General features: G+C 42.1%; 24 protein-coding genes. 6 read left to right on the forward strand and 18 right to left on the reverse strand.

Features of this window, described 5'->3' with window-relative positions; genetic code table 11:
* The 5 genes from HMPREF1150_RS10520 to HMPREF1150_RS10500 form a co-directional block, all read right to left on the reverse strand.
* A partial coding sequence (locus tag HMPREF1150_RS10520; RefSeq protein ID WP_009659162.1) for an ABC transporter ATP-binding protein occupies nucleotides 1–753 on the reverse strand: 753 nt, incomplete at its 3' end.
* Nucleotides 754–922: 169 nt separating this feature from the next.
* On the reverse strand, nucleotides 923–1,678 hold the full coding sequence (locus HMPREF1150_RS10515; RefSeq protein ID WP_009659127.1) for a TraX family protein: 756 nt from the start codon (nucleotides 1,676–1,678) through the stop codon (nucleotides 923–925).
* Between the two features lie 148 nt (nucleotides 1,679–1,826).
* Nucleotides 1,827–2,207 carry a class Ib ribonucleoside-diphosphate reductase assembly flavoprotein NrdI gene (locus HMPREF1150_RS10510; protein ID WP_009659074.1) on the reverse strand — a complete coding sequence of 127 codons (381 nt, stop codon included), beginning with the start codon at nucleotides 2,205–2,207 and terminating at the stop codon, nucleotides 1,827–1,829.
* Nucleotides 2,208–2,218: 11 nt separating this feature from the next.
* The gene (locus tag HMPREF1150_RS10505) at nucleotides 2,219–3,199 is read right to left on the reverse strand and encodes a sensor histidine kinase (protein ID WP_009659133.1); all 981 of its coding nucleotides are present in this window, start codon (nucleotides 3,197–3,199) and stop codon (nucleotides 2,219–2,221) included.
* Nucleotides 3,183–3,869, reverse strand: coding sequence for a response regulator transcription factor (locus tag HMPREF1150_RS10500; protein ID WP_009659088.1), 687 nt, complete (start codon nucleotides 3,867–3,869; stop codon nucleotides 3,183–3,185). The genes HMPREF1150_RS10505 and HMPREF1150_RS10500 overlap by 17 nt, the downstream gene beginning before the upstream one ends.
* A 149-nt stretch (nucleotides 3,870–4,018) precedes the next feature.
* Here HMPREF1150_RS10500 and HMPREF1150_RS10495 point away from each other — a divergent pair, with 149 nt between their 5' ends.
* Both HMPREF1150_RS10495 and HMPREF1150_RS10490 read left to right on the forward strand, forming a co-directional pair.
* Nucleotides 4,019–5,233, forward strand: a complete 1,215-nt coding sequence (locus tag HMPREF1150_RS10495; RefSeq protein WP_009659149.1) for a DUF2974 domain-containing protein — start codon at nucleotides 4,019–4,021, stop codon at nucleotides 5,231–5,233.
* A gap of 158 nt (nucleotides 5,234–5,391) precedes the next feature.
* Nucleotides 5,392–6,588, forward strand: a complete 1,197-nt coding sequence (locus HMPREF1150_RS10490; protein WP_009659101.1) for a ferric reductase-like transmembrane domain-containing protein — start codon at nucleotides 5,392–5,394, stop codon at nucleotides 6,586–6,588.
* Nucleotides 6,589–6,697: 109 nt separating this feature from the next.
* Here HMPREF1150_RS10490 and HMPREF1150_RS12185 read toward each other — a convergent pair whose 3' ends face one another.
* Nucleotides 6,698–7,204 carry a DUF3592 domain-containing protein gene (locus HMPREF1150_RS12185; RefSeq protein ID WP_009659135.1) on the reverse strand — a complete coding sequence of 169 codons (507 nt, stop codon included), beginning with the start codon at nucleotides 7,202–7,204 and terminating at the stop codon, nucleotides 6,698–6,700.
* A gap of 208 nt (nucleotides 7,205–7,412) precedes the next feature.
* Here HMPREF1150_RS12185 and HMPREF1150_RS10480 point away from each other — a divergent pair, with 208 nt between their 5' ends.
* Both HMPREF1150_RS10480 and HMPREF1150_RS10475 read left to right on the forward strand, forming a co-directional pair.
* A complete protein-coding gene (locus HMPREF1150_RS10480) occupies nucleotides 7,413–7,940 on the forward strand; it encodes a DUF2975 domain-containing protein (protein WP_009659099.1) in 528 nt (175 codons plus the stop codon).
* Between the two features lie 12 nt (nucleotides 7,941–7,952).
* Nucleotides 7,953–8,162 (forward strand): helix-turn-helix transcriptional regulator, encoded by a 210-nt coding sequence (locus HMPREF1150_RS10475; RefSeq protein WP_002894739.1) that lies wholly within the window; start codon nucleotides 7,953–7,955, stop codon nucleotides 8,160–8,162.
* 53 nt (nucleotides 8,163–8,215) lie between these two features.
* Here HMPREF1150_RS10475 and lacG read toward each other — a convergent pair whose 3' ends face one another.
* The 12 genes from lacG to metG form a co-directional block, all read right to left on the reverse strand.
* Entirely contained in the window at nucleotides 8,216–9,622 is a 1,407-nt protein-coding gene (gene lacG / locus HMPREF1150_RS10470; protein WP_009659146.1) for a 6-phospho-beta-galactosidase, read from the reverse strand.
* Between the two features lie 98 nt (nucleotides 9,623–9,720).
* Complete coding sequence (locus HMPREF1150_RS10465) at nucleotides 9,721–11,427, reverse strand: lactose-specific PTS transporter subunit EIIC (RefSeq protein WP_002905954.1); 1,707 nt, start codon at nucleotides 11,425–11,427, stop codon at nucleotides 9,721–9,723.
* Entirely contained in the window at nucleotides 11,427–11,744 is a 318-nt protein-coding gene (locus HMPREF1150_RS10460) for a PTS lactose/cellobiose transporter subunit IIA (RefSeq protein ID WP_002894735.1), read from the reverse strand. Before HMPREF1150_RS10460 ends, HMPREF1150_RS10465 begins: the two co-directional genes overlap by 1 nt.
* Before the next feature lie 45 nt (nucleotides 11,745–11,789).
* Nucleotides 11,790–12,623: a PRD domain-containing protein gene (locus HMPREF1150_RS10455; protein ID WP_009659123.1), complete on the reverse strand. Its 834-nt coding sequence runs from the start codon at nucleotides 12,621–12,623 to the stop codon at nucleotides 11,790–11,792.
* A gap of 197 nt (nucleotides 12,624–12,820) precedes the next feature.
* Nucleotides 12,821–13,801 carry a tagatose-bisphosphate aldolase gene (gene lacD / locus HMPREF1150_RS10450; protein WP_009659158.1) on the reverse strand — a complete coding sequence of 327 codons (981 nt, stop codon included), beginning with the start codon at nucleotides 13,799–13,801 and terminating at the stop codon, nucleotides 12,821–12,823.
* Nucleotides 13,802–13,804: 3 nt separating this feature from the next.
* Nucleotides 13,805–14,734, reverse strand: coding sequence for a tagatose-6-phosphate kinase (locus HMPREF1150_RS10445; RefSeq protein ID WP_009659090.1), 930 nt, complete (start codon nucleotides 14,732–14,734; stop codon nucleotides 13,805–13,807).
* 12 nt (nucleotides 14,735–14,746) lie between these two features.
* Nucleotides 14,747–15,262, reverse strand: a complete 516-nt coding sequence (gene lacB, locus HMPREF1150_RS10440; protein ID WP_002894723.1) for a galactose-6-phosphate isomerase subunit LacB — start codon at nucleotides 15,260–15,262, stop codon at nucleotides 14,747–14,749.
* 16 nt (nucleotides 15,263–15,278) lie between these two features.
* Nucleotides 15,279–15,704, reverse strand: coding sequence for a galactose-6-phosphate isomerase subunit LacA (lacA, locus tag HMPREF1150_RS10435; RefSeq protein WP_009659075.1), 426 nt, complete (start codon nucleotides 15,702–15,704; stop codon nucleotides 15,279–15,281).
* A 209-nt stretch (nucleotides 15,705–15,913) separates the two neighbouring features.
* Complete coding sequence (locus tag HMPREF1150_RS10430; protein ID WP_009659155.1) at nucleotides 15,914–16,669, reverse strand: DeoR/GlpR family DNA-binding transcription regulator; 756 nt, start codon at nucleotides 16,667–16,669, stop codon at nucleotides 15,914–15,916.
* A 218-nt stretch (nucleotides 16,670–16,887) separates the two neighbouring features.
* Complete coding sequence (locus HMPREF1150_RS10425; protein ID WP_009659121.1) at nucleotides 16,888–17,544, reverse strand: hypothetical protein; 657 nt, start codon at nucleotides 17,542–17,544, stop codon at nucleotides 16,888–16,890.
* 4 nt (nucleotides 17,545–17,548) lie between these two features.
* Entirely contained in the window at nucleotides 17,549–17,683 is a 135-nt protein-coding gene (locus HMPREF1150_RS12260) for a hypothetical protein (RefSeq protein WP_009659140.1), read from the reverse strand.
* 136 nt (nucleotides 17,684–17,819) lie between these two features.
* Complete coding sequence (metG, locus tag HMPREF1150_RS10420; RefSeq protein ID WP_009659142.1) at nucleotides 17,820–19,817, reverse strand: methionine--tRNA ligase; 1,998 nt, start codon at nucleotides 19,815–19,817, stop codon at nucleotides 17,820–17,822.
* A 245-nt stretch (nucleotides 19,818–20,062) separates the two neighbouring features.
* Between metG and HMPREF1150_RS10415 the strand changes: the two genes are divergently transcribed.
* Both HMPREF1150_RS10415 and HMPREF1150_RS10410 read left to right on the forward strand, forming a co-directional pair.
* Entirely contained in the window at nucleotides 20,063–20,389 is a 327-nt protein-coding gene (locus HMPREF1150_RS10415) for a DUF805 domain-containing protein (protein ID WP_009659091.1), read from the forward strand.
* Between the two features lie 207 nt (nucleotides 20,390–20,596).
* Complete coding sequence (locus HMPREF1150_RS10410) at nucleotides 20,597–21,127, forward strand: DUF805 domain-containing protein (RefSeq protein WP_009659112.1); 531 nt, start codon at nucleotides 20,597–20,599, stop codon at nucleotides 21,125–21,127.
* The last annotated feature ends 4 nt before the right edge of the window (nucleotides 21,128–21,131 follow it).

The following is a 21,131-nucleotide window of genomic DNA, read 5'->3' on the forward strand; positions in this document are numbered from 1 at the left end:
CACCTCACTTGCCATAACTGTCAGAGTATCGGAAATCTCTTGGAACATCTGCCGCTCGGTCTTGTCACCACGGAAGATTTGGTTGTAGAGAATCCCATCCTTGATAAAGAGCACCCGCTTGGCGCGGCTAGCCGCTGCCGTTGAGTGGGTTACCATGAGAATAGTTTGACCTCGTGCATTGATATCGTCAAAGACATCCAACAACGCTGCCGAAGACTTGGAATCCAAGGCTCCTGTCGGCTCGTCTGCCAGCAGAATCTCAGGATCTGTGATGATGGCTCGAGCCACTGCTACCCGCTGCTTCTGGCCACCGGAAATCTCATAAGGAAACTTCTCTTGCAGCTTGTTAATCTCCAGCTCATTGCAGGTTGTAACCAGCTTTTGCATCATCTCGGTAATGGGACGACGAGAGAGGACTAGCGGCAGAAGAATATTATCCTTGACCGACAGGGTGTCCAATAGGTTGAAGTCCTGAAAGACAAAGCCTAATTTCTCTCGGCGGAAGCTGGAAGCCTGACTATTTTTGATGGTTGCTGTATCAGTTCCATTGAGAAAGACGCGGCCCTCTGTTGGCTTGTCCAGCATGGCTAGGATGTTGAGCAGGGTGGATTTCCCGGAGCCTGACTCACCCATGATGGCGACATATTCGCCTTTTTCTACTGTAAAGTGAATGTCCTTCAGTGCCTCTACTTGACTGCCCTGAAAGCGGGTTTTATAAATCTTTTTCACGTGCTGTACGTCTAATAATGTCATCTTGCTTCCTTTCTGTCTAGCAGGCACCTATCAAAGCCCTGCTTTTAGCAGTATTTATGAACTGCCTCCTAATTGATAAGTCTATTTTATCTCAATACCAACCGCCCAGCCATAACCTAAGCTTACATTTTAAAGTGCAATCTTACACTTTTGTAAGATGAGATGGGCTTTATTTTACCCAAAAGGCAATCAAAGCAATTAGCCAAAGGTGGGCTGGATAGAAAATATAGAAGAAATATTTGCTCCACTTGCTGCTGGATCCTCGCTCACCATTGTAGAAGTGCAAGAGAGGAAGAACACTGATAAAGAGCCAGTCTGAATTATAGAGCAACATCGATAGCGTGTCCTGCAAGGTTGGATAAATTTGAATACTCATGGCAAAGAGAACTCCCGCCCAAACTACATAGGACAAGTTTCTGAAAAAGACTTGATTTCTAAAAAGGTAGGTCAAGATCATGAAAGGAAGCAGAGCCATGCCGCCTTCGCTAAAGAGAAGCCCCGCCAGCAAGACTAATACTCCTGCCGCTATCCGCAAACCATGCTTCCTATCCTTAGCAGCTCCGCCATTTTCAGAAAAACCAAAGAAAAGACTCAGCATGAGGACCCCGCAGGCCAAGGTCAGGAAGATATTGTGAGTGAGGTAGATGCCCTTTTCCTGAAAGAGGAGCGTCAGGATACAGTTTCCTGTCTGCATCAGGGCTGCCCAAAAGAAGAGCCGCATATTGTAAGCCAGACGGTTGCGAGTGTGGAGAAAACCTTCCACTGCCATGAAGGCAAATGCTGCTCCGACACAGCGGGTTAGGGCATGCAAAACGCCATCCCATCCGTCCGGCACCAGCCCCGGTATCTGGCTGATATGGTCAAAAACCATAAGAAATGCCATGAAGAGCTTCAACTGAAAAGCATTCAAACCTTTTGATTTCATTTTTCTGTCTCCTTCTTATTTCTTGTCTCTATGATAATAAAAAAGAAAGGTCAGTACCATAACCTAACCTTTCATTTGCTAGTTTTATTCTTACAATTTTGTCACTTTTAAAAATCATGCAAAGAATCTACCTAAAATAGCTCAAAACCTAATGGATTTCATGAAAACTCTCTTCAGCCTGCAACTGTTCTAAAAAGCCTTTGACCGCTTGTCGGTCTGCTTCCGTTCCAGAGCCCTCTATATTACGAATATGGCGGAGACCATATTGCTCCACTATCTTATCCGTTGCCCCGCAAAAGGTCCGCGGATAACGCTTCTGATTACCATTTATGACAAAGCCTTTGATTAGATGTCTGTACTTTCTGATGAAGCGCTTGGTCGTCCACGGAATCTGCCCTGCTCCGCTATTTCTACTGACTAAAATACAGGGTCCCTCCAGCTTTTTCCAGACTGACTGGCTAGGCAGTCCCAAACTATTAGCAAACTTTTTACCCAAACCAGTCAGACTATCATAAACCACTACTAGCATTTTTCTTCCTCCTATTCAAAGATCAATTTCTTCTCAGGAAAGGCGATGGAAACCGTCGTTCCCTGACCAACTTGAGAGTCTATAGCAATCTTGTGTCCTAGCTGATCAGCAATTTTCTTGGACAGATAAAGACCTAAGCCTGAGGACTGCTGGGTCAAACGACCGTTGTAACCTGAGAAACCGCGCTCAAAAACCCGCAGCAAATCAGCATTTTGAATCCCCAGACCCGTGTCCTTGATGTAGAGGCTGCCCTCATGAAAATAAATCTCTATGCTGCCTTCTTTGGTGTATTTAAGACTATTGGACAGGACCTGCTCCAAAATCACTAGAAACCACTTTTTATCAGTGACAATCGTGTGGTCTAGATCATGAAGATTGAGACTGAGTCCTTGCTGAATAAAGAAAAGGGCATATTTCTTAACTACTTCCCTGACCAAATCAGCCAGATTTTCCTGCTTCAGAACTAGATCATCATGGAAGCTTTCCAGACGGAGGTACTGAAGCACCAGATGAACGTAGGACTCGATCTTAAAGAGCTCCTGCTCTAGCTGAGACTTGGCTTCCTTATCCTTCAAATCTCCAATTAAGAGTGAGCTGGCAGCAATGGGTGTCTTGACTTGATGAACCCACAGAGTATAGTAGTCCAGCAAATCATTGTATTTCTCCTGCTCAACCAAGAGCTGATTCTTCTGTTCGTACTCCAGCTCCTCCACCCTTTCCTGCAAGAGCTTTTCTAGAGGAGTCTGAGCCTGAGCAGAGACCTGCAGCTTCTGGCTGCGATAAGCCTTATAGGACGTCCAAGCATCTGCTCCGATAAACAAGAAAGACAGAAAAGACAGCAAGAGCGCGACATATTCTAGCAGACTGCGGTAAGCATCAAAGACAAAGGCAAAGATCAGAATAAAGCCTAGCAGCAGAATCAACAGAGCTAGAAAAAATCGACGCGAATAAAGGTAAGACTTAAGAAAGAAAAATTTATCCTGTGTGTCCATTGATGAGACCGTATCCTATTCCTTTTTTGGTTTCGATGAAGTTTTTCAGTCCGTGCTCTTCAAGCTTCTTACGCAGGCGAGCGACATTGACCGATAGGGTATTGTCATCAATGAAAAAGTCACTGTTCCAGAGTTCCTTCATCAGGTCATCACGCGCCACGATACCATCAGAATGCTCGAAGAGAACCCGTAAAATCTGAAATTCGTTCTTTGTCAAGGTCACCACTTTCCCATCAAAGACCAGATCTGTTGACTTGAGATTGAGAATGACACCTTGGTGCTCCAAGAGACTTTGGTCATTTCCAAATTCATAGGAACGGCGCAGCAAGCCCTGAACTTTAGCCAGAAAGACATTGTTGTCAAAAGGCTTGGTCACATAGTCATCTGCCCCCATATTGATAGCCATGACAATGTCCATGGACTGATCACGGGAAGACAGAAACATGATAGGCACCGTTGAAATCTTGCGGATTTCCTGACACCAGTGATAGCCGTTAAACAAGGGCAGGCCGATATCCATCAGTACCAAATGCGGCTCCTCTCGGACAAAGACAGTCAGCACATCCATAAAGTCCTCGACTGCCACTACCTGAAAGCCCCATTGTTCCAGCATTTTCTTAATCATCTGACGAATGACTGGATCATCTTCTACTAGTAAAATCTTGTGCATCTTTCCCTCCCGATTGCTTGCTAGTAACATTATACCAAAAAATGCGACTGCTTGTTTATCATCCTCAGTCTAAGGTAGGATTTTTCTGGAAAAAAGAAATTCTATCAGAAAAATATGCTATACTAACTAGTAGAAATTGGAGATAAAACATGAGCAATATTTTTACTTACCTTGAAGAAGTCCAGCATGACAGCATTTATGATAAACCTTTCAATGAACTGGATTTGCTAATTCTAACAGAGATGACCTACTTGCCTTTTGACCAACTAGTGCATGAAGACATGTCCCCCTACTGCGACTGCCGGCTGCTGGATTTGGCCGATCAAGTACCGCGTGACCTCTCCATGATGGTCAGCAAAAACCGACTAAAACTGCTGGATTTGGCCGCAGCCTCTACCCGCTTTAAAAATCTAAAACTGATGGGCTATGTCAATGACGTTGACCAAGATATCCAGAAGCAATTCTCTGCCTTGATTTTCAAAGTCAAGCCTGATACCTATGTCCTGGTCTTTCGCGGCACAGACGACTCCATTGTCGGCTGGAAGGAAGACTTCCACATGACCTATATGGCTCAAATCCCTGCTCAGAAAATGGCCGCCCGCTATCTGCAAAACGCCTTAGAAAACCTGCCCGGTAACTTTATCCTAACTGGCCATTCCAAAGGGGGAAACCTAGCTTCTTATGCAGCCAGTCAGATGGAAGCATCGCTCCAAGACCGTATTGAAGCCATCTACAGCTATGACTCTCCCGGTCTCAATCACTCTGTCATCGAAAGCGATGGCTACCAGGCTGTGGTTGAAAGGATGAAACGCTACCTTCCTCAGAACTCTATCGTCGGCATGATGCTGGAAACACCCAAGGAAGCAAGGATTGTCAAAAGCAGTGCCATCGGCGGCTTTGCCCAGCACGATACCTTTTCGTGGAAAATCAAGGGAGACTCTTTCCTATTGCTGGATACACTAGATGCAGAGAGCCTGCAGATAGACAAAACGTTTAAAAATTGGGTAAGTACCGTTTCAGATGAAGAACTTAAAGACTTTTTCGACCTCTTTTTCGGACTGATTTTGGATGCTGGTATCCAGTCTGTCGACGAACTGTCCAATGTTGAAAACTTTAACAAAGTCCTCGATATCCTGAAAAATGCTCAATCCCTAACAGACCAAGAACGTGACATGCTGCTGCGCTTGTCCAAGCTCCTGCTGAATATGCGTGTTCAAAGCTGGAAGGACGACATTAGCATACCTAATCTTTCTGAAATTGGCAAAGATATCCGAGAAAACCTATCACGCTGGAGCAAGCAGTTGCCTTTTGGCCAGTCTGAGACTGACAAAGTGGAAGAGACTGCTACAGAAGTTCACGAGTAAAATCGTAAAAGTCCTCTTTATCTTATCCAACAGAAGACTTGTCCTATCCATACCAAAAAAGAAACAAGCTCTTATCTTGACAGCTTGTTTTTTCTTTGTTAGAATGTAACAAACCTATTTACAACTAAGTAGTAATAAAAATCAGAAAGGAAACCATCATGAAATCTATCAAAGGAATCGCCCTTATCGCCGTCAGCATAATCCTGACTATCTATGCTTGGGCTTCAGCTGGGATGACCAACTTTATCGTACCTGGTCTAGCCTTGACTACCCTCTCGCTGACCTTTTTACTTGCGACTCGGAACGCCCTATTGGAAAAATGGTTCCATGGCATCGAAAAGATGTACGCCTATCATAAGTTTACAGCTATCTTTTCCGTCGTTCTGCTTGCTCTCCACAATGTTGCCATGGGTGGCAGTCTCTGGGGCTCTCATCTGGCAGCCCAGCTTGGAAATGTCGGCATCTATCTCTTTGTCAGTATTGTTCTGGTGGCCTATCTTGGCAAGCACATCAAATATGAGGCTTGGCGCTGGATTCACCGCTTTGTGTATCTGGCCTATATCTTTGGTCTCTTTCACGCTTATATGCTGATGGGCGGTCGACTCCTGACACCGACCTTGCTAGGCTTCGTAGTCGGATTCTACGCTATCATCGGTTTAGCTTCTGGCTTTTATATCATCTTCCTCTATCAAAGTTTGGCCTTTCGACATCTGGGGAAAATTCTGCAGGTCAAACGACTGAACCACGATACCGTGGAGTTGAAAATCCAACTCAGTCAAAAGCTAGACTATCAGTACGGTCAGTTTGCCTTCGTCAAGATTTTCCAAGAAGGATTTGAACAAGCGCCACATCCTTTCTCTATCTCTGGCGGCCATGACAATATCGTCTACTTTACTATCAAGAACTCTGGCGATCACACTAAGAAACTTTATGACAAGATCCAAGAGGGAACCAAGGTCACCATTGACCGAGCTTATGGTCACATGATTCTGGACCAAGGGCAGGAAAAACAAATCTGGATTGCTGGTGGGATTGGCATTACGCCCTTCATCTCCTATATCCGAGAAAATCCTAATCTGAATCGTCCAGTCAGCTTCTACTATGCTTACACTGGAGCTGAAAATGCAGTCTACCTAGACCTACTCAAAGACTACGCAGCCAAGAATCCGCAGTTTGATCTTCATTTGGTCGATAGCAAGGTCTCCGGCTATTTAGACTTCAAGAATTATCCTCTGGATAACCAAACCACCGTCTTCATGTGCGGCCCTGTCAAGATGATGGAGAAGCTAGCCAACGAATTTAAAAAGACCAATCCTAAAGCAGATCTGGTCTATGAAGGCTTTAAATTTAAATAAAGAAACCAAAAAGAGGAGTTCAATCCTCTTTTTTAGTCTATTTGGATTCAACAGATTTTGAAAAAGATCAATGTTATATCCCTCAATATCCAAAAACAGACTTTTCAAACTACAAAAATATACGGAAAAGATTAATTCCAATCAGAATGAGAAAGAAAATAGAAAATCCGATAAACAAATATTTAAAATACTTTTCATTGCTGATGCAGAGCTCAACATATGCCTCTTCTGGATTCTTAGGATTATAATAGACAGTCATACCTGAGCCGACGGGAAATATTTTTTTCAAGTCTAGACTCCTATCCGATCCGTAAACATAATCACTTGAAAAGACATCTTTTTGGATTTTTCCTGAAGAGGCAGGGATAAACTGTTTATACTTAAGACTTTTTCGATATTGTTTTCCACAGAGAGTATATTCTACAAGAGGCAAGGCTACCTGAGGTGGCTTACTACGGCGACTATAGATAGTACTGTTATATCCTACTACTTTGCCTGATATTAAAGATGTAGATTTACTTCTAATAGAAATTTCTTTTCGATAGTGAAGATAGAGTGGAAAAACAATAATTAGCCAGAGAAGCCCAAGCACCACAATCGTAATCATAGGATTCATTACTATCTCCTTCGTTACTTTAATATTCAATACATATTGTATCAAAATTTTCATCGATACCAAAGTCTCTATAGGATATCTTTTTGCCTTTATAAAAATTATCGTTTTTCGATATATTTTTCTTGAAATACAATAAAAAATAGATTATAATAAGAATAAAAGGAAAAGAAAATCTACTGCCGGCTGATTTTCGATAGAGGTAAGCATCATGAAAAAGATTGAATTAAAAAATAATTCTTTACTCAAAGATATCGTTACTCTACTGAATCTTATCATAGTGGGTTATGCTGCTATTCTAGTGTTTCTTACTATCCTAAGTGTGATTTCTTACACCGGTCTTTCCGACAGGTTGGGAATAAAGCTCAATGTTCAATTTCTGCCCTCAGTTGATTTTTCAAATTTGTGGAGTATTCTAACCTTTGTTATAAATCTTCTCACAGCTTCTTTGACTATTTATCTCATCTATCTTGCTCGTAATTTCATCAAAAATTTGATTGGTGGAAAGATTTTTGATTCATCAAACACGCAACTAGCTGATAGGGCATGGAAAGTCTTTCTGGCTCTGACCTTTCTTTCCGTTAAGGTTGCTGCATCAGGCAATCCCATCGCCCTCCCCTTCTCTTTTAACGCCAGTATGAGCTTTTCACCTCTCTTGGGTGCTCTGATTATTTGGCTGATGATGAAAATTCTGGAAAAGGGGATTGATATAGCTGAAGAAAATGAATTTACCATCTAGGAGGCTGCTATCATGATTATCGTTAATCTTGATGTCCAGCTGGCCAAGAAAAAGATGAAACTAGGTGAACTGGCCGATATCATCGGTATTACCAACGCCAACCTTTCCATCCTCAAAACGGGCAAGGCTAAGGCTATCCGCTTTAGCACCCTCAATGCTATCTGTCAGGCCCTTGATTGCCAGCCCGGAGACATCCTAGAATTTACAGATGATGAAGAATAAAAAAACTCCCGTCCTAGCCGATTCCATTCAGCTAAGGAGGGAGTTTTGCTTTTCTATTCAATCATTTGTGTTTCAGCTAGTTTCTTATACCAGTGAGCGGATTTCTTAGGATAGCGTTCCTGCGTTTCGAAGTCTACGTAGAATAAGCCGTAGCGTTTTTCATAACCGTTAGACCAAGAAAAGACATCCATCAGAGACCAGATAAAGTAGCCCTTGACATTAGCCCCGTCCGCAATCGCATCGGATAAAACTTCCAGATGCTGCTTGACGTAGTCAATCCGAGCATCGTCGTAAACCGTATTGTCCACAAATTCATCTTTATAACCCAGACCATTTTCTGTGATATAAATCTTCTTGTAGTTTGGATAATCTTTCTTAATCCGCATGATCTGGTCATAGAGACCTTGCGGATAGATAATCCAATCCCAATCAGTTTTTGGTATATAGGTTGGAGATTCTCTGCGCCCTACACCCTTAATCTGGTACTTGGAGCTTCCCTTTTCGCCTTTTCCGTTATGGATAATTTCTGTTTCACCGTCAAAGTCGCGCATCCAGTCACTCATATAGTAGTTGATACCGAGGAAGTCATTGAGGTCTTTAGCTGCTTCTAAAGCCGCAAAGTCTTCATCTCGTAGATCCAGCTGACCACCATTGACCTTAAGGATATGATTCACTCCTGCCAGAGTTACATCTGAATAGTGTCCCAGATAAGTCGCATCTAGGATAAACTTGTTATGAATAATATCTTCCAACTCTGCTGCTCTGACATCTGCTGGATTTTCTGGATCGTAAGGATATTTTGTCGGAAGTGCATGTACGACACCAATTTCACCCTTGTAACCCTTGTCCTTATAAAGCTTAACGGCACGAGCATGGGAGACCATCATGTTGTGATGGGATTGGAAAACCTTGGCCAAGTCATACTGGATACCCGGAGGGAATTTTCCAACTAAGTACTGACCATCACCAATAGGACCAATTTCGTTGAAAGTTGTCCAATAGCGAACTTCTGGAAATTCTTCAAAACAGAAAGCCGCATAGTCCACAAAGTGCTCAATATTTTCCCGATTGAGGAAATCGCCATTTGAATGAAGAGCCTCTGGCGTATCAAAGTGGTGAAGGGTCACAAAAGGTTCTACATGGCGTTTGTGGCATTCTGCGAAAAGATTATGGTAAAATTCCACACCTTTTGGATTGACCTCGCCATAGCCTGTCGGAAAAATCCGTGACCAAGCAATGGAGATTCGGATACCATTGACACCATACTCTTCAGCCAATTTCAGATCCACTGGGTATTTGTGGTAAAAGTCACTGGCAGGTTCTGCCGTGTACCAGTAGTTATCCTCTAGATATTTATCCCAGGCAACTGGTCCTTTTCCATCTGTGTGGGTTGCTCCCTCAGCTTGATAGGCTGCTGTTGCACCACCGAAAATAAAATCTTTAGGTAAGCTTTTTGTCATCTTATTTTCCTTTCAATAGCCTTTGAGGTGAAACAAGTAAGTAAATAGGTGAATAACAGGGGAATTGAACTTTGCTTCACCTCAAATGAACTAACAAATTAGTTGTTGAATTGCTCCTGAACGAAGGCCAGTGCTCCTTTACCATCACGGGTTAGTTTGATGTATTGGGCACCTTCAGTCTTAGCCAGCTTGATACCCAATTTATCAGTTTCGGCCTTCATATCTTCAAAGTTGGAGGCAACTTGAGGAGCCAGGATAACTAGGTCAAACTCAGGCAGCATTTCACGGTGAGCACCGTAGCCACCCGCTGCTGCTTTAACAGGAACATTGTATTCAGCTGCTGCTTTATTCAAAGCGTTAGCCAGCAATCCGCTAGTCCCACCGCCTGCACAGAGCACCAGAACATTGGTTTCTTCGCTAATATTGTTTTGCGCTGGAGCTTCTTCATCCACTCCTGCTTTTTCAAGGATAGCATCCGCTTTAGCAGTGTTAAAGTTAGCTGCTACTTTTTCTTTAAGAGCATCGTTAGCTTTGCCAGAACGTTCTTCTTCTAGGATTTGTTCGTCATAAACCTTGACAAATGGATAGTAAATAACCACATCCACTACGACAAGAAGGGCTGCAAGAACAAAGGACAGAAGCTGGAAGTTGGTCCCCAGCACAATTCCCAGAGGTCCAGGTGTCACCCAAGGAAGGTTGGCTGAGAAGGAGTTCATGTTCAAAGTATCAACAAAGAATTTGAAAATCCATACGTTTGCGATAGGAGCAAAGATAAATGGAATAAAGAAAATCGGATTCAGTACGATTGGAGCACCAAAGAGAATTGGCTCATTGACACCGAAGAAAGTTGGAACAACAGATGCCCGTCCAATTGCACGGTTACGCTCGGACTTACAGATCCACATGAAGAGGAATGGAACAATCAAGGTCGCACCAGTACCACCCATGGTAACGATGAACATTTGAGTACCAGAAGTGATGACCTTATCCGCATGCTGACCAGCTTGAACTAGAGCCAAGTTGGCATCGATATTGGCATAAGTAATGGCAGCAATGGCAGGCTCAACGATAGACGGACCGTGAATTCCCACGAACCAGAAGAAAGCATAAGCACCAAAGATAAGCGTGATTCCCAGATAGCCATCTGCCGCTGAGAAGAGTGGAGCAAGAAGTGTTCCGATGGATTCAGCAACGGTTACTCCTAGACTTGCTTTAACAAGCAGTTCCAAACCGTAGAGTAGAACGACTGAAACAGTGAATGGAATCAAGTCTTTAAATACTTGCGAAATATTTGGTGGAACTTCTTCTGGCATGCGAATGGTGACATTATTTTTTACACAAACCTTGTAGACATTAACCGTAACAAAGGCTGCAATGAAAGCTGTCAAAAGACCTTTGGTTCCCATGAAGGCAGTCAGGAAGCCACCTTCCTTGGCAGGCTCAGCTGCCATGAGGAGGAAGCCGACCATAGAAGCCAGCATAGTAGACAAGAAGTTAATCTGATTTGTCGCAGGCAGGTCGCGATTGACAGAGTCTGTCAGCGCCTTAGCAGTGGTCCCACCCACAAAGAAAGCCAGAATCCCCATCGAATAGCTATAAGGAGTCATTAGGAAAGTTTCAATGTCCTTCGACCAGTGGAAACCCCAAGCATTTGGCACATAGGCGATCAAGATAAAAATAGATGAGAAGAGGATGACTGGCATACCAGCGATAAAACCATCCCGAATAGCACGGAGATAGATATTCCGAGAAATCTTCTCAAAGAAAGGCTTCCCTTTCTCAATAAGTCCGATGAGTTTGTTCATTATTTTACTCCTCTTTTGTATAGTTCAATCAGATGATGCATCATGTCTTTTAGCAAAATGGTAGTCATTAGGTGGTCTTGGCCGTGCATCATGGTCACACTGTAAGCCAAGTCCTCACCAGCCGCTTCTTTTGTCAAGAGACTGGTCTGAGCATGGTGAGCTTCAGCGATGCAACCATTGGCTTCTTCTACCAAGGCATCTGCCTTAGCAAAATCCCCAGCCTCTGCGGCTTTCAATGCTTCCAGGAGCTTGGAGCGAGCGTCACCAGCGTAGGCCACAATTTCAAAACCGAGCAATGTTACTTCTTCTCTATTCATGAGAGTTCCTCCTTGTATTCTTATGTGAAATTTTATTATTTTTTATTATAAAAGACGTTGAATATGCAGCACCAGGTAAACCCGTTCGCTGCGGTAGAGATCAGTTCCCGTCTTCTGGGCAATGATGTGGTAAATATCACTTCCGACCTGATAGGCTTGAGGGTAGGTCATTTGGATCTGACTTTCCATTTCGAGCAGGGAAACATTGTCATCACGGCTTCTGTCCAGATAGTCCAAAAAGTAGTTCAGGTGAATCATAAAACGGTCATAAAAGTTGCTGTTTTCTGCACTTCTTTTAATGCCATTTTTCTTCAGCTCTGCCTCAACAGCAGCCAGAATATCTTTTCGCTTGCCCAAGTGACTTTGCCCCTCAGGATTGGTCTCCCCTTCAGCATTGATAAAGTGATAGGCAATGCGATTGACCTCGTCGCTAGGGAAATGATCCAACAACCGCTCGCGGTATATCGCTACTGCTTCCTGAGCAATCTGATAAGGGACAGGGTATTTGTCCGAAGCATCCGGCAGATCACTCTCCTTGTACCTCCCCTGCTGCACAGCCTGATAAGAACAGTAGATGTGATCCGTCAGCGTGACATAGATATAGTCCTGGACAGGGTAATCATACTTCTTAGAAAGGGTGTCAATCACATCATAAGTCACTGTGATAAAGTCTAGTGGAACATCTTTGAGCAAGGCCACAAAGTTTTCTTTAGACTCTTCCGTTCTTAGGCGAAAGATTTTCTCAATCTTACTTTCCAGAACGATATCACCCTTCTTTTTATTAAAAGCTATGCCACTGCCAATCAGAACAACCTCTTCACCATTTTCATGTTTGGCTAGAGCAACATTGTTGTTCATAGGATGTATGATTCGATACATATCTCCTCCTCTTCATTTTCTAGGGTTCTGGCAAAACAAAAAGACCACAAACAAACCGAGGCTACTATCTTCCCTCAATTTATTTGCGGTCACGCCTAATCTAACTTAGTAACGCTCACCCTATTCAATTTCTGATTTCATTATAGCATATCAGTCTCAGAATGTAAACCCTTACTTTATTTATTTTTTAACAAATTTTAGGCTCTTTCTTTCCAAGAAGTAGCTGTTTTTTGAAGAACCTTGTTGAGTTCATCAATATTTTCAAATCCTGTTGTACGAAGCCACTTGCGAGCTGCTTCTTCGCCTTGCTCAATGTAGTCTTTAACGCTACCAGCCCAAGTCGCACGTCCGCAAAGAACGCCGTTGAAGTTAGCACCTGACTCATGAGCAAACACAAGTGTTTCTTGGAAAAGTTTAGCTGATACACCCGCACTCAAGTAGATGTATGGCAAGTTCGTTGCCTCATCTTGTTCCTTGAAGAAGGCAGCCGCTTGTTCTTTAGTATGAACCACTTCACCATCGCCAAAGCCTTCAACGTATTTAACATTGACAGGAACTTCCACTTTCAAGACATCAATGTTGAAACGTGGATCAGAGAAGACCTTCATAGCTCCGATAACCTTGTGAGGCTTGACTTTAGCATACTCAGCGCTGGAAGCATCCGCAATCTTTTCATCGTAAGCCAAGATTTCAAGGAAGAAAGGAATATCTTCTGCCACACACTCTGAACCCACACGCTCGATATAAGCCTGCTTTTGCTGGTTGAGTTCTTCAGAGCTGTCTACATCATAGTAAAGAAGGAATTTCACCGCATCCGCACCTTGTTCTTTGATGCGTTTTGCAGACCAAACATCCAGACAGTCTGGCAGGCGCTTGGTGCTTGAAGTATCATAGCCTGTCTTTTCATAGGCCAATAGCAAGCCAGCATTCTTGTCCAAAGCTTTCGTAGCAGGCAGTCCATACTCAGGATCCAGCAGCATAGACGAAGCGTAAGGAGTCAGCTCTTCTGCGACCAAAACTTTCAGTTCTTCCATTTTAGCTACTGTTGGTTCTGCTTCTTGGTGTTGAGCCATGAGGCGTTTCAAAGCACCACGTTGGTCAAACGCCAAAGCAGAAATGATGCCATTCTCATCAGAAAGTTTTTCCATATACTTGCGTTTTTGTTCTGTTAATACCATTCTTTATACCTCTTTTACTGTGATTTGATTGTATAGGCCGTCGTAGTTTTCAACGTTGACATGACCAGTCATTTTTTCTTGGGCATTGAGCATGCCCAGAACATTTGCTTTTTTGAGCAGAGAGACATCATCTTCTTGATGACTCAAGGCTGAAGAGATCCCTGCAACAGTTGAGTCCCCAGAGCCAACTGGATTGACCACTTGGATTTTAGGAATATCCACTTTATAGAAAGTGTCCCAGTGTTTGGCAAATGCGCCATCTGCACCGAGTGATACGATGATCCACTCGATTCCATCAAAGAGCGGTTCTGAAAGGACAGCTTTTAATTCATCCAAATCTTTTGAAACTTCGCGACCCAATAACTGAGAAAGTTCCTCATTATTAGGTTTGATGGCAGTTGGTTTGACATCTGATTTGAGCACAGCTTCCAGAGCTGCCCCAGAGCAATCCAGCACCACCTTATTGCCAGCTTGGTTAGCAATTTCAACCAATTGAATATAATATTCAACAGGTAAACCGGTTGGTAGACTTCCCGAGATACTAACTACCTCAGCTGATTCCATTAATGATTTAAAATGATGTAAAAAACCATTTGCCTCATCCGCTGTAATAGTCGGACCTGCTTCCAAGATTTCTGTTTGTTTACCTTCGTGTAAGATAGCAATGCAATTTCTCGTGTCTCCTGAAATATTATAAAACAACGGCTGTACAGCTTGATGAAGATTCCGCAAGAGAAATTCACCATTAGTCCCACCAATCAGTCCCGTCGCAGCGACATTGTCTCCAATTTCCGCCAAGACCCTGGTTACGTTAAGACCCTTTCCGCCTGCTGTTTTACTGACTTCTGAAACACGATTAACAGTATCAATTTTCAATTCTTCTAAGGGATAGGAAATATCGATAGAAGGATTCATGGTCACTGTAAGAATCATCTAGCTACCTCACTAATCGTGGTACTCTCCACGATCCCATTTTTCAAGAAATTCTGTAAAGAAGTTGGCATCTGTTTGATGAGCATTGTGAGTCTCAACGTGCTCAATTTTTGCGATCAATTTTTTATTTTCTTCAGTTGGCTTGTATTCTGCATGGATGAAAGCTTCAATGATATCACACATGAGGAGCTCACCAGTAATTTTTCCACCAAAACCAATAACATTCGCGTTGAGTTCTTCCTTAGCATAGAGAGCTGAAGTCATGTCACGAACCAAGGCAGAACGAACACCAGGCACCTTATTTACAGCGTTGTTGATACCGACTCCTGTACCACAGATACAAACACCAAGATCAGCTTGTCCACTAACGACTGCCTCCCCTACTTTTTTACCAAAGATTGGATAGTGTGTTCGTGTATGGTCATAAGTACCAAAATCAAGAACTTCATAGCCTTTTGATTTTAGAAAATCTGAGACTGCCATTTTTTCATTGGTAACGATATGGTCACATCCAATTGCAATTTTCATTTGATTTCTCCTTTTCTTAGCACATCTTGTTGAGCATGTCGACACGGATTTGGTGACGGCCGCCGTCGTATTTCCCATTGACAAAGCCTTTGGCAATGTTCTTAGCTAGCCCTTCTCCAACGATTTCAGCTCCCATCGTAATCATGCGAGAGTTGTTATGGCCGCGAGTCATGTAGGCAGAGCGTTCATCTGAGACTTCCGCTGCGACCATGCCTTTGATTTTGGTCGCTACCATAAATGGACCAGCACCATAAGCGTCAATGACAATACCAAGATTTTCCTCTTGCTTATTCACCTCAGCCGCAACTGCAAGGGTCACATCAACAAAATCTTGACCTTCTTTCGTCACATCCACCACTTCAAAGTTTTCTCCGACGAGAAAATCCTTGACCACATCTTTCAGCTTGCTTCCAGCAGCATCTGCTCCAATAATAATTGCCATGAGCATTCTCCTTTGTTTGATTTTTTTGCACAGAATATTGTTTATAAAAAACACTTTCTGTTTCCTATAAGCATACTATACTCCTTTAAAAGTTATTTGTCAACAGATTTTTGTTTATTTTAATCAAAACATTTTTAAAGATGATTAAAATAAACAAAAAAAGCCCTAAAAAGAGCTTTCTGATAATTTTTTCATCCATTTAAAATAAACTAAGAAATAATCTTGGTATAAACCTCCAGTTCTTCTTGAGCATTTTCAGACATCTGGTCTGTGATAACAGCTGTAATATCAGCCAAAGGACAGATAGAAGTGAAGTCTTCCTTGCCAATCTTAGAAGAATCAATCAATAGGTAAGTCTTTGTCGAGCGCTCCAAAGCTAGCTTCTGAGTATAGGCCTCTTCAAAAGAAGAGGTCATAATCTGCCCGTTTTTGATACCATTGCCACTGAAAAACATCTTAGTAAAGTACATCTTATCCATGATAGCATTGGTCATCTCGCCGACAAAGGCTTGAGTCGCTTCCCGCATCTCCCCACCAAGTAGAAAGACTTTGAAGGTATCCGACTTCTTCTTCAAAAGATCGTGAAAAATCGGAAGGCAGTTGGTAATCACGCGCAGATGCTGATTGGTGATTTCCTCAGCCAGCACTTCCACAGAAGTCCCTGGTCCAAGAAAAATAGTATCGCCATCTTCAATCAGCTCCACAGCCTTCTTGGCAACGGTCCGCTTTGCCTCGATATTCTGATAAAGCTTCTCTTCATGAGGGATTTCTCTGTACTTGAGATGCTGATTACTTTTAGCCCCACCGTGAACACGAGTCAGCAGCCCTTTACTTTCCAACTCAATCAAGTCCCGCCGAACCGTCATGTCGGAGACCTTCATACTCTCTACAATCTCAGCAACCGTCACCGTCCCAGCTCGATCCACCAGCTTAACTATTTCGCCCTGTCTCTGATTTTTACCCATACTATTCCCTCTCTACACTCTAGTTTTGTTTATTATAACTCATTTCTCTGTTTTTTTCCATATTATTTGTTTGTTTTAAACAAAATTGAGGGGTTTACGATATGCTATAGGACATAAAAAAACACCTTGCAATGATGTGCAAGATGCTTTCCCAAGTTGATAGAACGATACATTTCACTATCAGCTAAACTGTAACAATATTCAAAAAGTTATGATTCCTATTTATTCATATTTTTAAAAGTTACTTTAGCCTCTGAGTCAATACTAGTCACTATATTTGTATAATAGTCTTCTGCAGATTCCGTAATGAGATTTTTATATTGTTTAATATAATCTTCTTGTTCTTTATTGCTAAGAGATTTAGCAACATGCTCTCCAGTATCAATATTTTCTGTTGAACCGCTCAACAGCTGTCCACTCATATCATAGAGTTTGTATCGATCTTTGGGATTATCCGAGACCTCTACACCTATAACTTCATATTTAGGTATAGTTAGCTCGTACTCATGTTCAGCAATTTTCTTAATCTTAATTCCTTCTTTAATTCCAAATTTAGCCGTATAATTAAGAATAATAATAGCTTTCTTAACAGACAGTGGAATACTGATATTGGTGCCAGGAATCTTCTTATCTTTCTCAATCGTTTCAACCTTTTGAATCCCTACATCCAAAAAAACACTTTCGTTGACTTTTTCCAAGCGAGTGATCTGCGTATAGATTTGGCTTCGCTCATCTGAAGCGTTTTTACCTTGGAAAAATCCAATGATATTATAAGTTTTCGCAACAACAAAAAAGATAGCAAGAACGGCTACCACAATCCATATGTAAATCTTAGCCCCCAAAACTTTTTTTATGAAATCCTTAACTATTTTCATTATACTACTTCCTCCGAATCAAAAATGCTGCTCCAAGGCAAATAATAGCTAGAAAAGCTGCCAAATAAGGATTCAGCGGAAAGAGAATGACAATTAAAAGCAACAACAAAACAAGTGATGCAATTTTTACTATTTTCATAATATAACTCCTAAAACTTTTTCAAATAAAATTATATAAATATCTATAGAATTTGTCAAGCGGTTTCAAAGTGATGATTATAGCAAAAATCCCCCAACAGACTCCTGCTGGGGGATCGTTATTAGATCAAAAATTGTTATCCAATCAAACTTCCATTTGGGACATTTTCGTCCACAGTAAGGAGAGTAAGTTGGTCGCCGTGCTCGGCTGATAGAATCATACCTTGGCTAACATATTTTTTCATCATCTTACGTGGTTTGAGATTAGCTACGATTTGGACTTTCTTACCGACCAGTTCTTGCTCGTTTGGATAGTATTTAGCAATACCAGAGAGGATTTGTCGGTCCTCACCGTCACCTGCATCCAAGCGGAACTGAAGAAGCTTATCAGATCCCTCAACTTTAGAAACTTCTTTGACTTCTGCGACACGGATTTCTACCTTATCAAAGTCGTCAAACTTGATTTCCTTGCGGTTAAGTTTGAGCTCGACTTCTTCTGGATTCCATTCTTTTTCAACCTCAGGTTTGTTGCCTTCCATTTGTCCCTTGATATAGGCAATTTCTTCTTCCATATCCAGACGAGGGAAGATTGGTGTCCCTTTCTCTACAACTATCAAGCCTCCTGGGAGCTGGTCAATTGCTAGATTTTCCAGAGACGCAGCTTGAGGCAAGCCTAGTTGAGTGAGGACAGCCTTACTCGTTTCCATCATGAAAGGCTCAATCATGTGTGCCACAACACGAAGGCTCGCTGTCAAGTGGCTCATAACTGCTGCCAACTCTTTTACCTTAGCTTCATCTTTTGCCAGAACCCAAGGAGCTGTTTCATCGATATATTTATTGGTGCGGGAGATGAGCGTCCAGACTGCTTCCAGAGCACGTGGGTAGTCAACTGCATCCATGTGTTTGTAGTAGTCAGCGATTGATTCAGATGCTACCTGAGCCAGAGGTCCGTCAAAGTCTGTCACATTTTCTTCATAGGCTGGCACCTGACCGTCAAAGTACTTGTTAATCATAGAAACAGTACGGTTGAGCAAGTTTCCAAGGTCATTAGCTAACTCATAGTTGATACGACCCACATAGTCCTCAGGTGTGAATGTTCCATCAGATCCCACCGGAAGACTGCGCATGAGGTAATAACGCAGAGCATCCAAACCATAACGCTCTACCAGCATTTCCGGATAGACCACATTACCCTTAGACTTGGACATCTTACCATCCTTCATGACAAACCAACCGTGGGCAATCAAGCGGTCAGGCAGCTTAATATCCAGCATCATGAGCAGGATTGGCCAGTAGATAGAGTGGAAACGCAGAATGTCCTTGCCCACCATGTGGAAGACTGTTCCATTCCAGAATTTATCGTAGTTAGCATGATCATCCTGACCGTAGCCAAGAGCAGTCGCATAGTTGAGCAGAGCATCAATCCAGACATAGACAACGTGTTTAGGGTTAGATGGCACAGGCACGCCCCAAGTAAAGGTCGTCCGAGATACGGCCAAGTCTTCCAGACCTGGCTCAATGAAGTTTTTCAGCATTTCATTGAGACGTCCGTCTGGTGTGATAAAGTCTGGATGAGATTTAAAAAATTCTACCAAGCGGTCTTGGTACTTGCTGAGACGGAGGAAATAAGACTCTTCTGATACCCACTCCACTTCATGTCCAGATGGCGCAATTCCGCCGGTTACCTTTCCATTTTCATCACGGAAGACTTCTGCCAGCTGGCTTTCAGTAAAGAATTCCTCGTCAGAAACCGAATACCAGCCTGAATATTCACCCAAGTAGATGTCATCTTGAGCAAGCAAACGTTCAAAGACTTGAGCCACTACTTTTTCATGGTAATCGTCTGTGGTACGGATAAATTTATCATATGAGATATCCAGTAATTGCCAGAGTTCTTTAACTCCAACTACCATGCCATCAACATAGGCTTGTGGTGTAATACCAGCTTCTTCTGCTTTTTGTTGAATCTTTTGGCCATGCTCATCAAGACCAGTCAGATAAAAGACATCGTAGCCCATAAGGCGTTTGTAACGTGCTAAGACATCACATGCGATAGTTGTGTAGGCAGAACCGATGTGGAGCTTACCGCTCGGATAGTAGATAGGGGTTGTAATATAAAAGTTCTTTTCAGACATGATTTCTCCTTACGAGGCAAATGAGACCTCTTTTTATTCGGAAATTGCCATTTATCACGCAGATAAACCGCAAACTTCAACACTTTATTTTATCACCATTTGAAAAATAAAACAATGGATTGCTAACCTGGATGTATCTGCTAAGCAATGGTGAAGATGGATGTACTTCTAAAAACAAAAATTAAATTGCAATATTTAGTGATTTATAATATAATAAGATAAATAAAATTATTTAGGAGATTATTATGATTTATGCATATCTTGATTTTTGGCGGAGAGCTTTTGACTTCGCTGGGCGGTCAGATCGCCCAGATTATTGGTGGGCTGTATTTGCCAATATGTTGATAGCTATCTTATCTTTAATTTTCTTACTTATGGTCGGAGAGGAAGCTGCTCCTCTTCTATCGCTAATTCAGATTTATGGTTTCTTTACTATCATTCCAAATCTATCTCTGTCCATACGCCGTCTGAGAGATGCGGGTTACCATTGGGCTTTTATCTTTGTATCTTTTATTCCAGTTATTGGTAATTTCATTCTACTCTTCCTCCACTGTCAACCTTCAGAATACTAAAAAATTAACATTAATCACTTTCTGATAATCAGACCAACCCAAACTGTACTGCCCCCAAAAGTTAGATTTTTTGTGTCTAACTTTTTGGGGGTAGTGCAAACAGGTTGGTTTTTGTGTTACACTATTTCACTAAAACACCCTGTATTTTCTGAAAACTTGCAAATATAAGCCAAATATAGTACACTAAATAATAAAAGGATTTTTAATATGATTGATGCATATAAAAAGTTTTGGAAGGGCTATGTAGACTTTACTGGTCGCTCAACTCGTTCAGAATATTGGTGGCCTGTTCTGTGCCATATCTTGGTGATGATACTACTTCCTAGTTTTGCTCTTGTGATTGAAACAGCCTTAAATTCTGAGACTGGAGGAGTCTTATCTACCATCTTTGCTGGCCTGTTAGTTATCTATTTTATTTCGATTCTGCTTCCCTATCTCGCTATTCAGATTCGACGTCTGCGGGACGCTGGCTTTCATTGGGCACTTATCTTTTTATCCATTGTTCCATTTGGCCGCTTGGTTTTGACTATTCTTTATTGCCAACCTACAAAATATGAACCCGTTATAAATAATTACTATAATAATCAGAATTACCAAGAACAACAATTTGGCCCAAATTCTTATCAAAATCAGCAAAATTACCAAGGGCAGCAATTTGATCAGAACTCCTATCAAAATCAGTTCAATCCTCAACAAAATTTTGCATCAGCTGAAAACGAGCAAAGTCCATTTGAATAAAGCA

It is taken from the genome of Streptococcus sp. AS14 (assembly GCF_000286495.1).
Taxonomy (GTDB): domain Bacteria; phylum Bacillota; class Bacilli; order Lactobacillales; family Streptococcaceae; genus Streptococcus; species Streptococcus sanguinis_P.

What these genes read in the sequence shown, in the direction of transcription:
- HMPREF1150_RS10480 (WP_009659099.1), top strand. Translation starts at nt 7,413, where the DNA reads ATGAAAAAGATTGAATTAAAAAATAATTCTTTACTCAAAGATATCGTT.
- HMPREF1150_RS10430 (WP_009659155.1), bottom strand. Translation starts at nt 16,669, where the DNA reads ATGGGTAAAAATCAGAGACAGGGCGAAATAGTTAAGCTGGTGGATCGA.
- lacG (WP_009659146.1), bottom strand. Translation starts at nt 9,622, where the DNA reads ATGACAAAAAGCTTACCTAAAGATTTTATTTTCGGTGGTGCAACAGCA.
- HMPREF1150_RS10515 (WP_009659127.1), bottom strand. Translation starts at nt 1,678, where the DNA reads ATGAAATCAAAAGGTTTGAATGCTTTTCAGTTGAAGCTCTTCATGGCA.
- HMPREF1150_RS10425 (WP_009659121.1), bottom strand. Translation starts at nt 17,544, where the DNA reads ATGAAAATAGTTAAGGATTTCATAAAAAAAGTTTTGGGGGCTAAGATT.
- lacA (WP_009659075.1), bottom strand. Translation starts at nt 15,704, where the DNA reads ATGGCAATTATTATTGGAGCAGATGCTGCTGGAAGCAAGCTGAAAGAT.
- HMPREF1150_RS10445 (WP_009659090.1), bottom strand. Translation starts at nt 14,734, where the DNA reads ATGATTCTTACAGTGACCATGAATCCTTCTATCGATATTTCCTATCCC.
- HMPREF1150_RS10415 (WP_009659091.1), top strand. Translation starts at nt 20,063, where the DNA reads ATGATTTATGCATATCTTGATTTTTGGCGGAGAGCTTTTGACTTCGCT.
- HMPREF1150_RS10455 (WP_009659123.1), bottom strand. Translation starts at nt 12,623, where the DNA reads ATGTATCGAATCATACATCCTATGAACAACAATGTTGCTCTAGCCAAA.
- HMPREF1150_RS10495 (WP_009659149.1), top strand. Translation starts at nt 4,019, where the DNA reads ATGAGCAATATTTTTACTTACCTTGAAGAAGTCCAGCATGACAGCATT.
- HMPREF1150_RS10460 (WP_002894735.1), bottom strand. Translation starts at nt 11,744, where the DNA reads ATGAATAGAGAAGAAGTAACATTGCTCGGTTTTGAAATTGTGGCCTAC.
- HMPREF1150_RS12260 (WP_009659140.1), bottom strand. Translation starts at nt 17,683, where the DNA reads ATGAAAATAGTAAAAATTGCATCACTTGTTTTGTTGTTGCTTTTAATT.
- lacD (WP_009659158.1), bottom strand. Translation starts at nt 13,801, where the DNA reads ATGGTATTAACAGAACAAAAACGCAAGTATATGGAAAAACTTTCTGAT.
- HMPREF1150_RS10410 (WP_009659112.1), top strand. Translation starts at nt 20,597, where the DNA reads ATGATTGATGCATATAAAAAGTTTTGGAAGGGCTATGTAGACTTTACT.
- HMPREF1150_RS10465 (WP_002905954.1), bottom strand. Translation starts at nt 11,427, where the DNA reads ATGAACAAACTCATCGGACTTATTGAGAAAGGGAAGCCTTTCTTTGAG.
- HMPREF1150_RS10490 (WP_009659101.1), top strand. Translation starts at nt 5,392, where the DNA reads ATGAAATCTATCAAAGGAATCGCCCTTATCGCCGTCAGCATAATCCTG.
- lacB (WP_002894723.1), bottom strand. Translation starts at nt 15,262, where the DNA reads ATGAAAATTGCAATTGGATGTGACCATATCGTTACCAATGAAAAAATG.
- HMPREF1150_RS10475 (WP_002894739.1), top strand. Translation starts at nt 7,953, where the DNA reads ATGATTATCGTTAATCTTGATGTCCAGCTGGCCAAGAAAAAGATGAAA.
- metG (WP_009659142.1), bottom strand. Translation starts at nt 19,817, where the DNA reads ATGTCTGAAAAGAACTTTTATATTACAACCCCTATCTACTATCCGAGC.
- HMPREF1150_RS10500 (WP_009659088.1), bottom strand. Translation starts at nt 3,869, where the DNA reads ATGCACAAGATTTTACTAGTAGAAGATGATCCAGTCATTCGTCAGATG.
- HMPREF1150_RS10505 (WP_009659133.1), bottom strand. Translation starts at nt 3,199, where the DNA reads ATGGACACACAGGATAAATTTTTCTTTCTTAAGTCTTACCTTTATTCG.
- HMPREF1150_RS12185 (WP_009659135.1), bottom strand. Translation starts at nt 7,204, where the DNA reads ATGAATCCTATGATTACGATTGTGGTGCTTGGGCTTCTCTGGCTAATT.
- HMPREF1150_RS10510 (WP_009659074.1), bottom strand. Translation starts at nt 2,207, where the DNA reads ATGCTAGTAGTGGTTTATGATAGTCTGACTGGTTTGGGTAAAAAGTTT.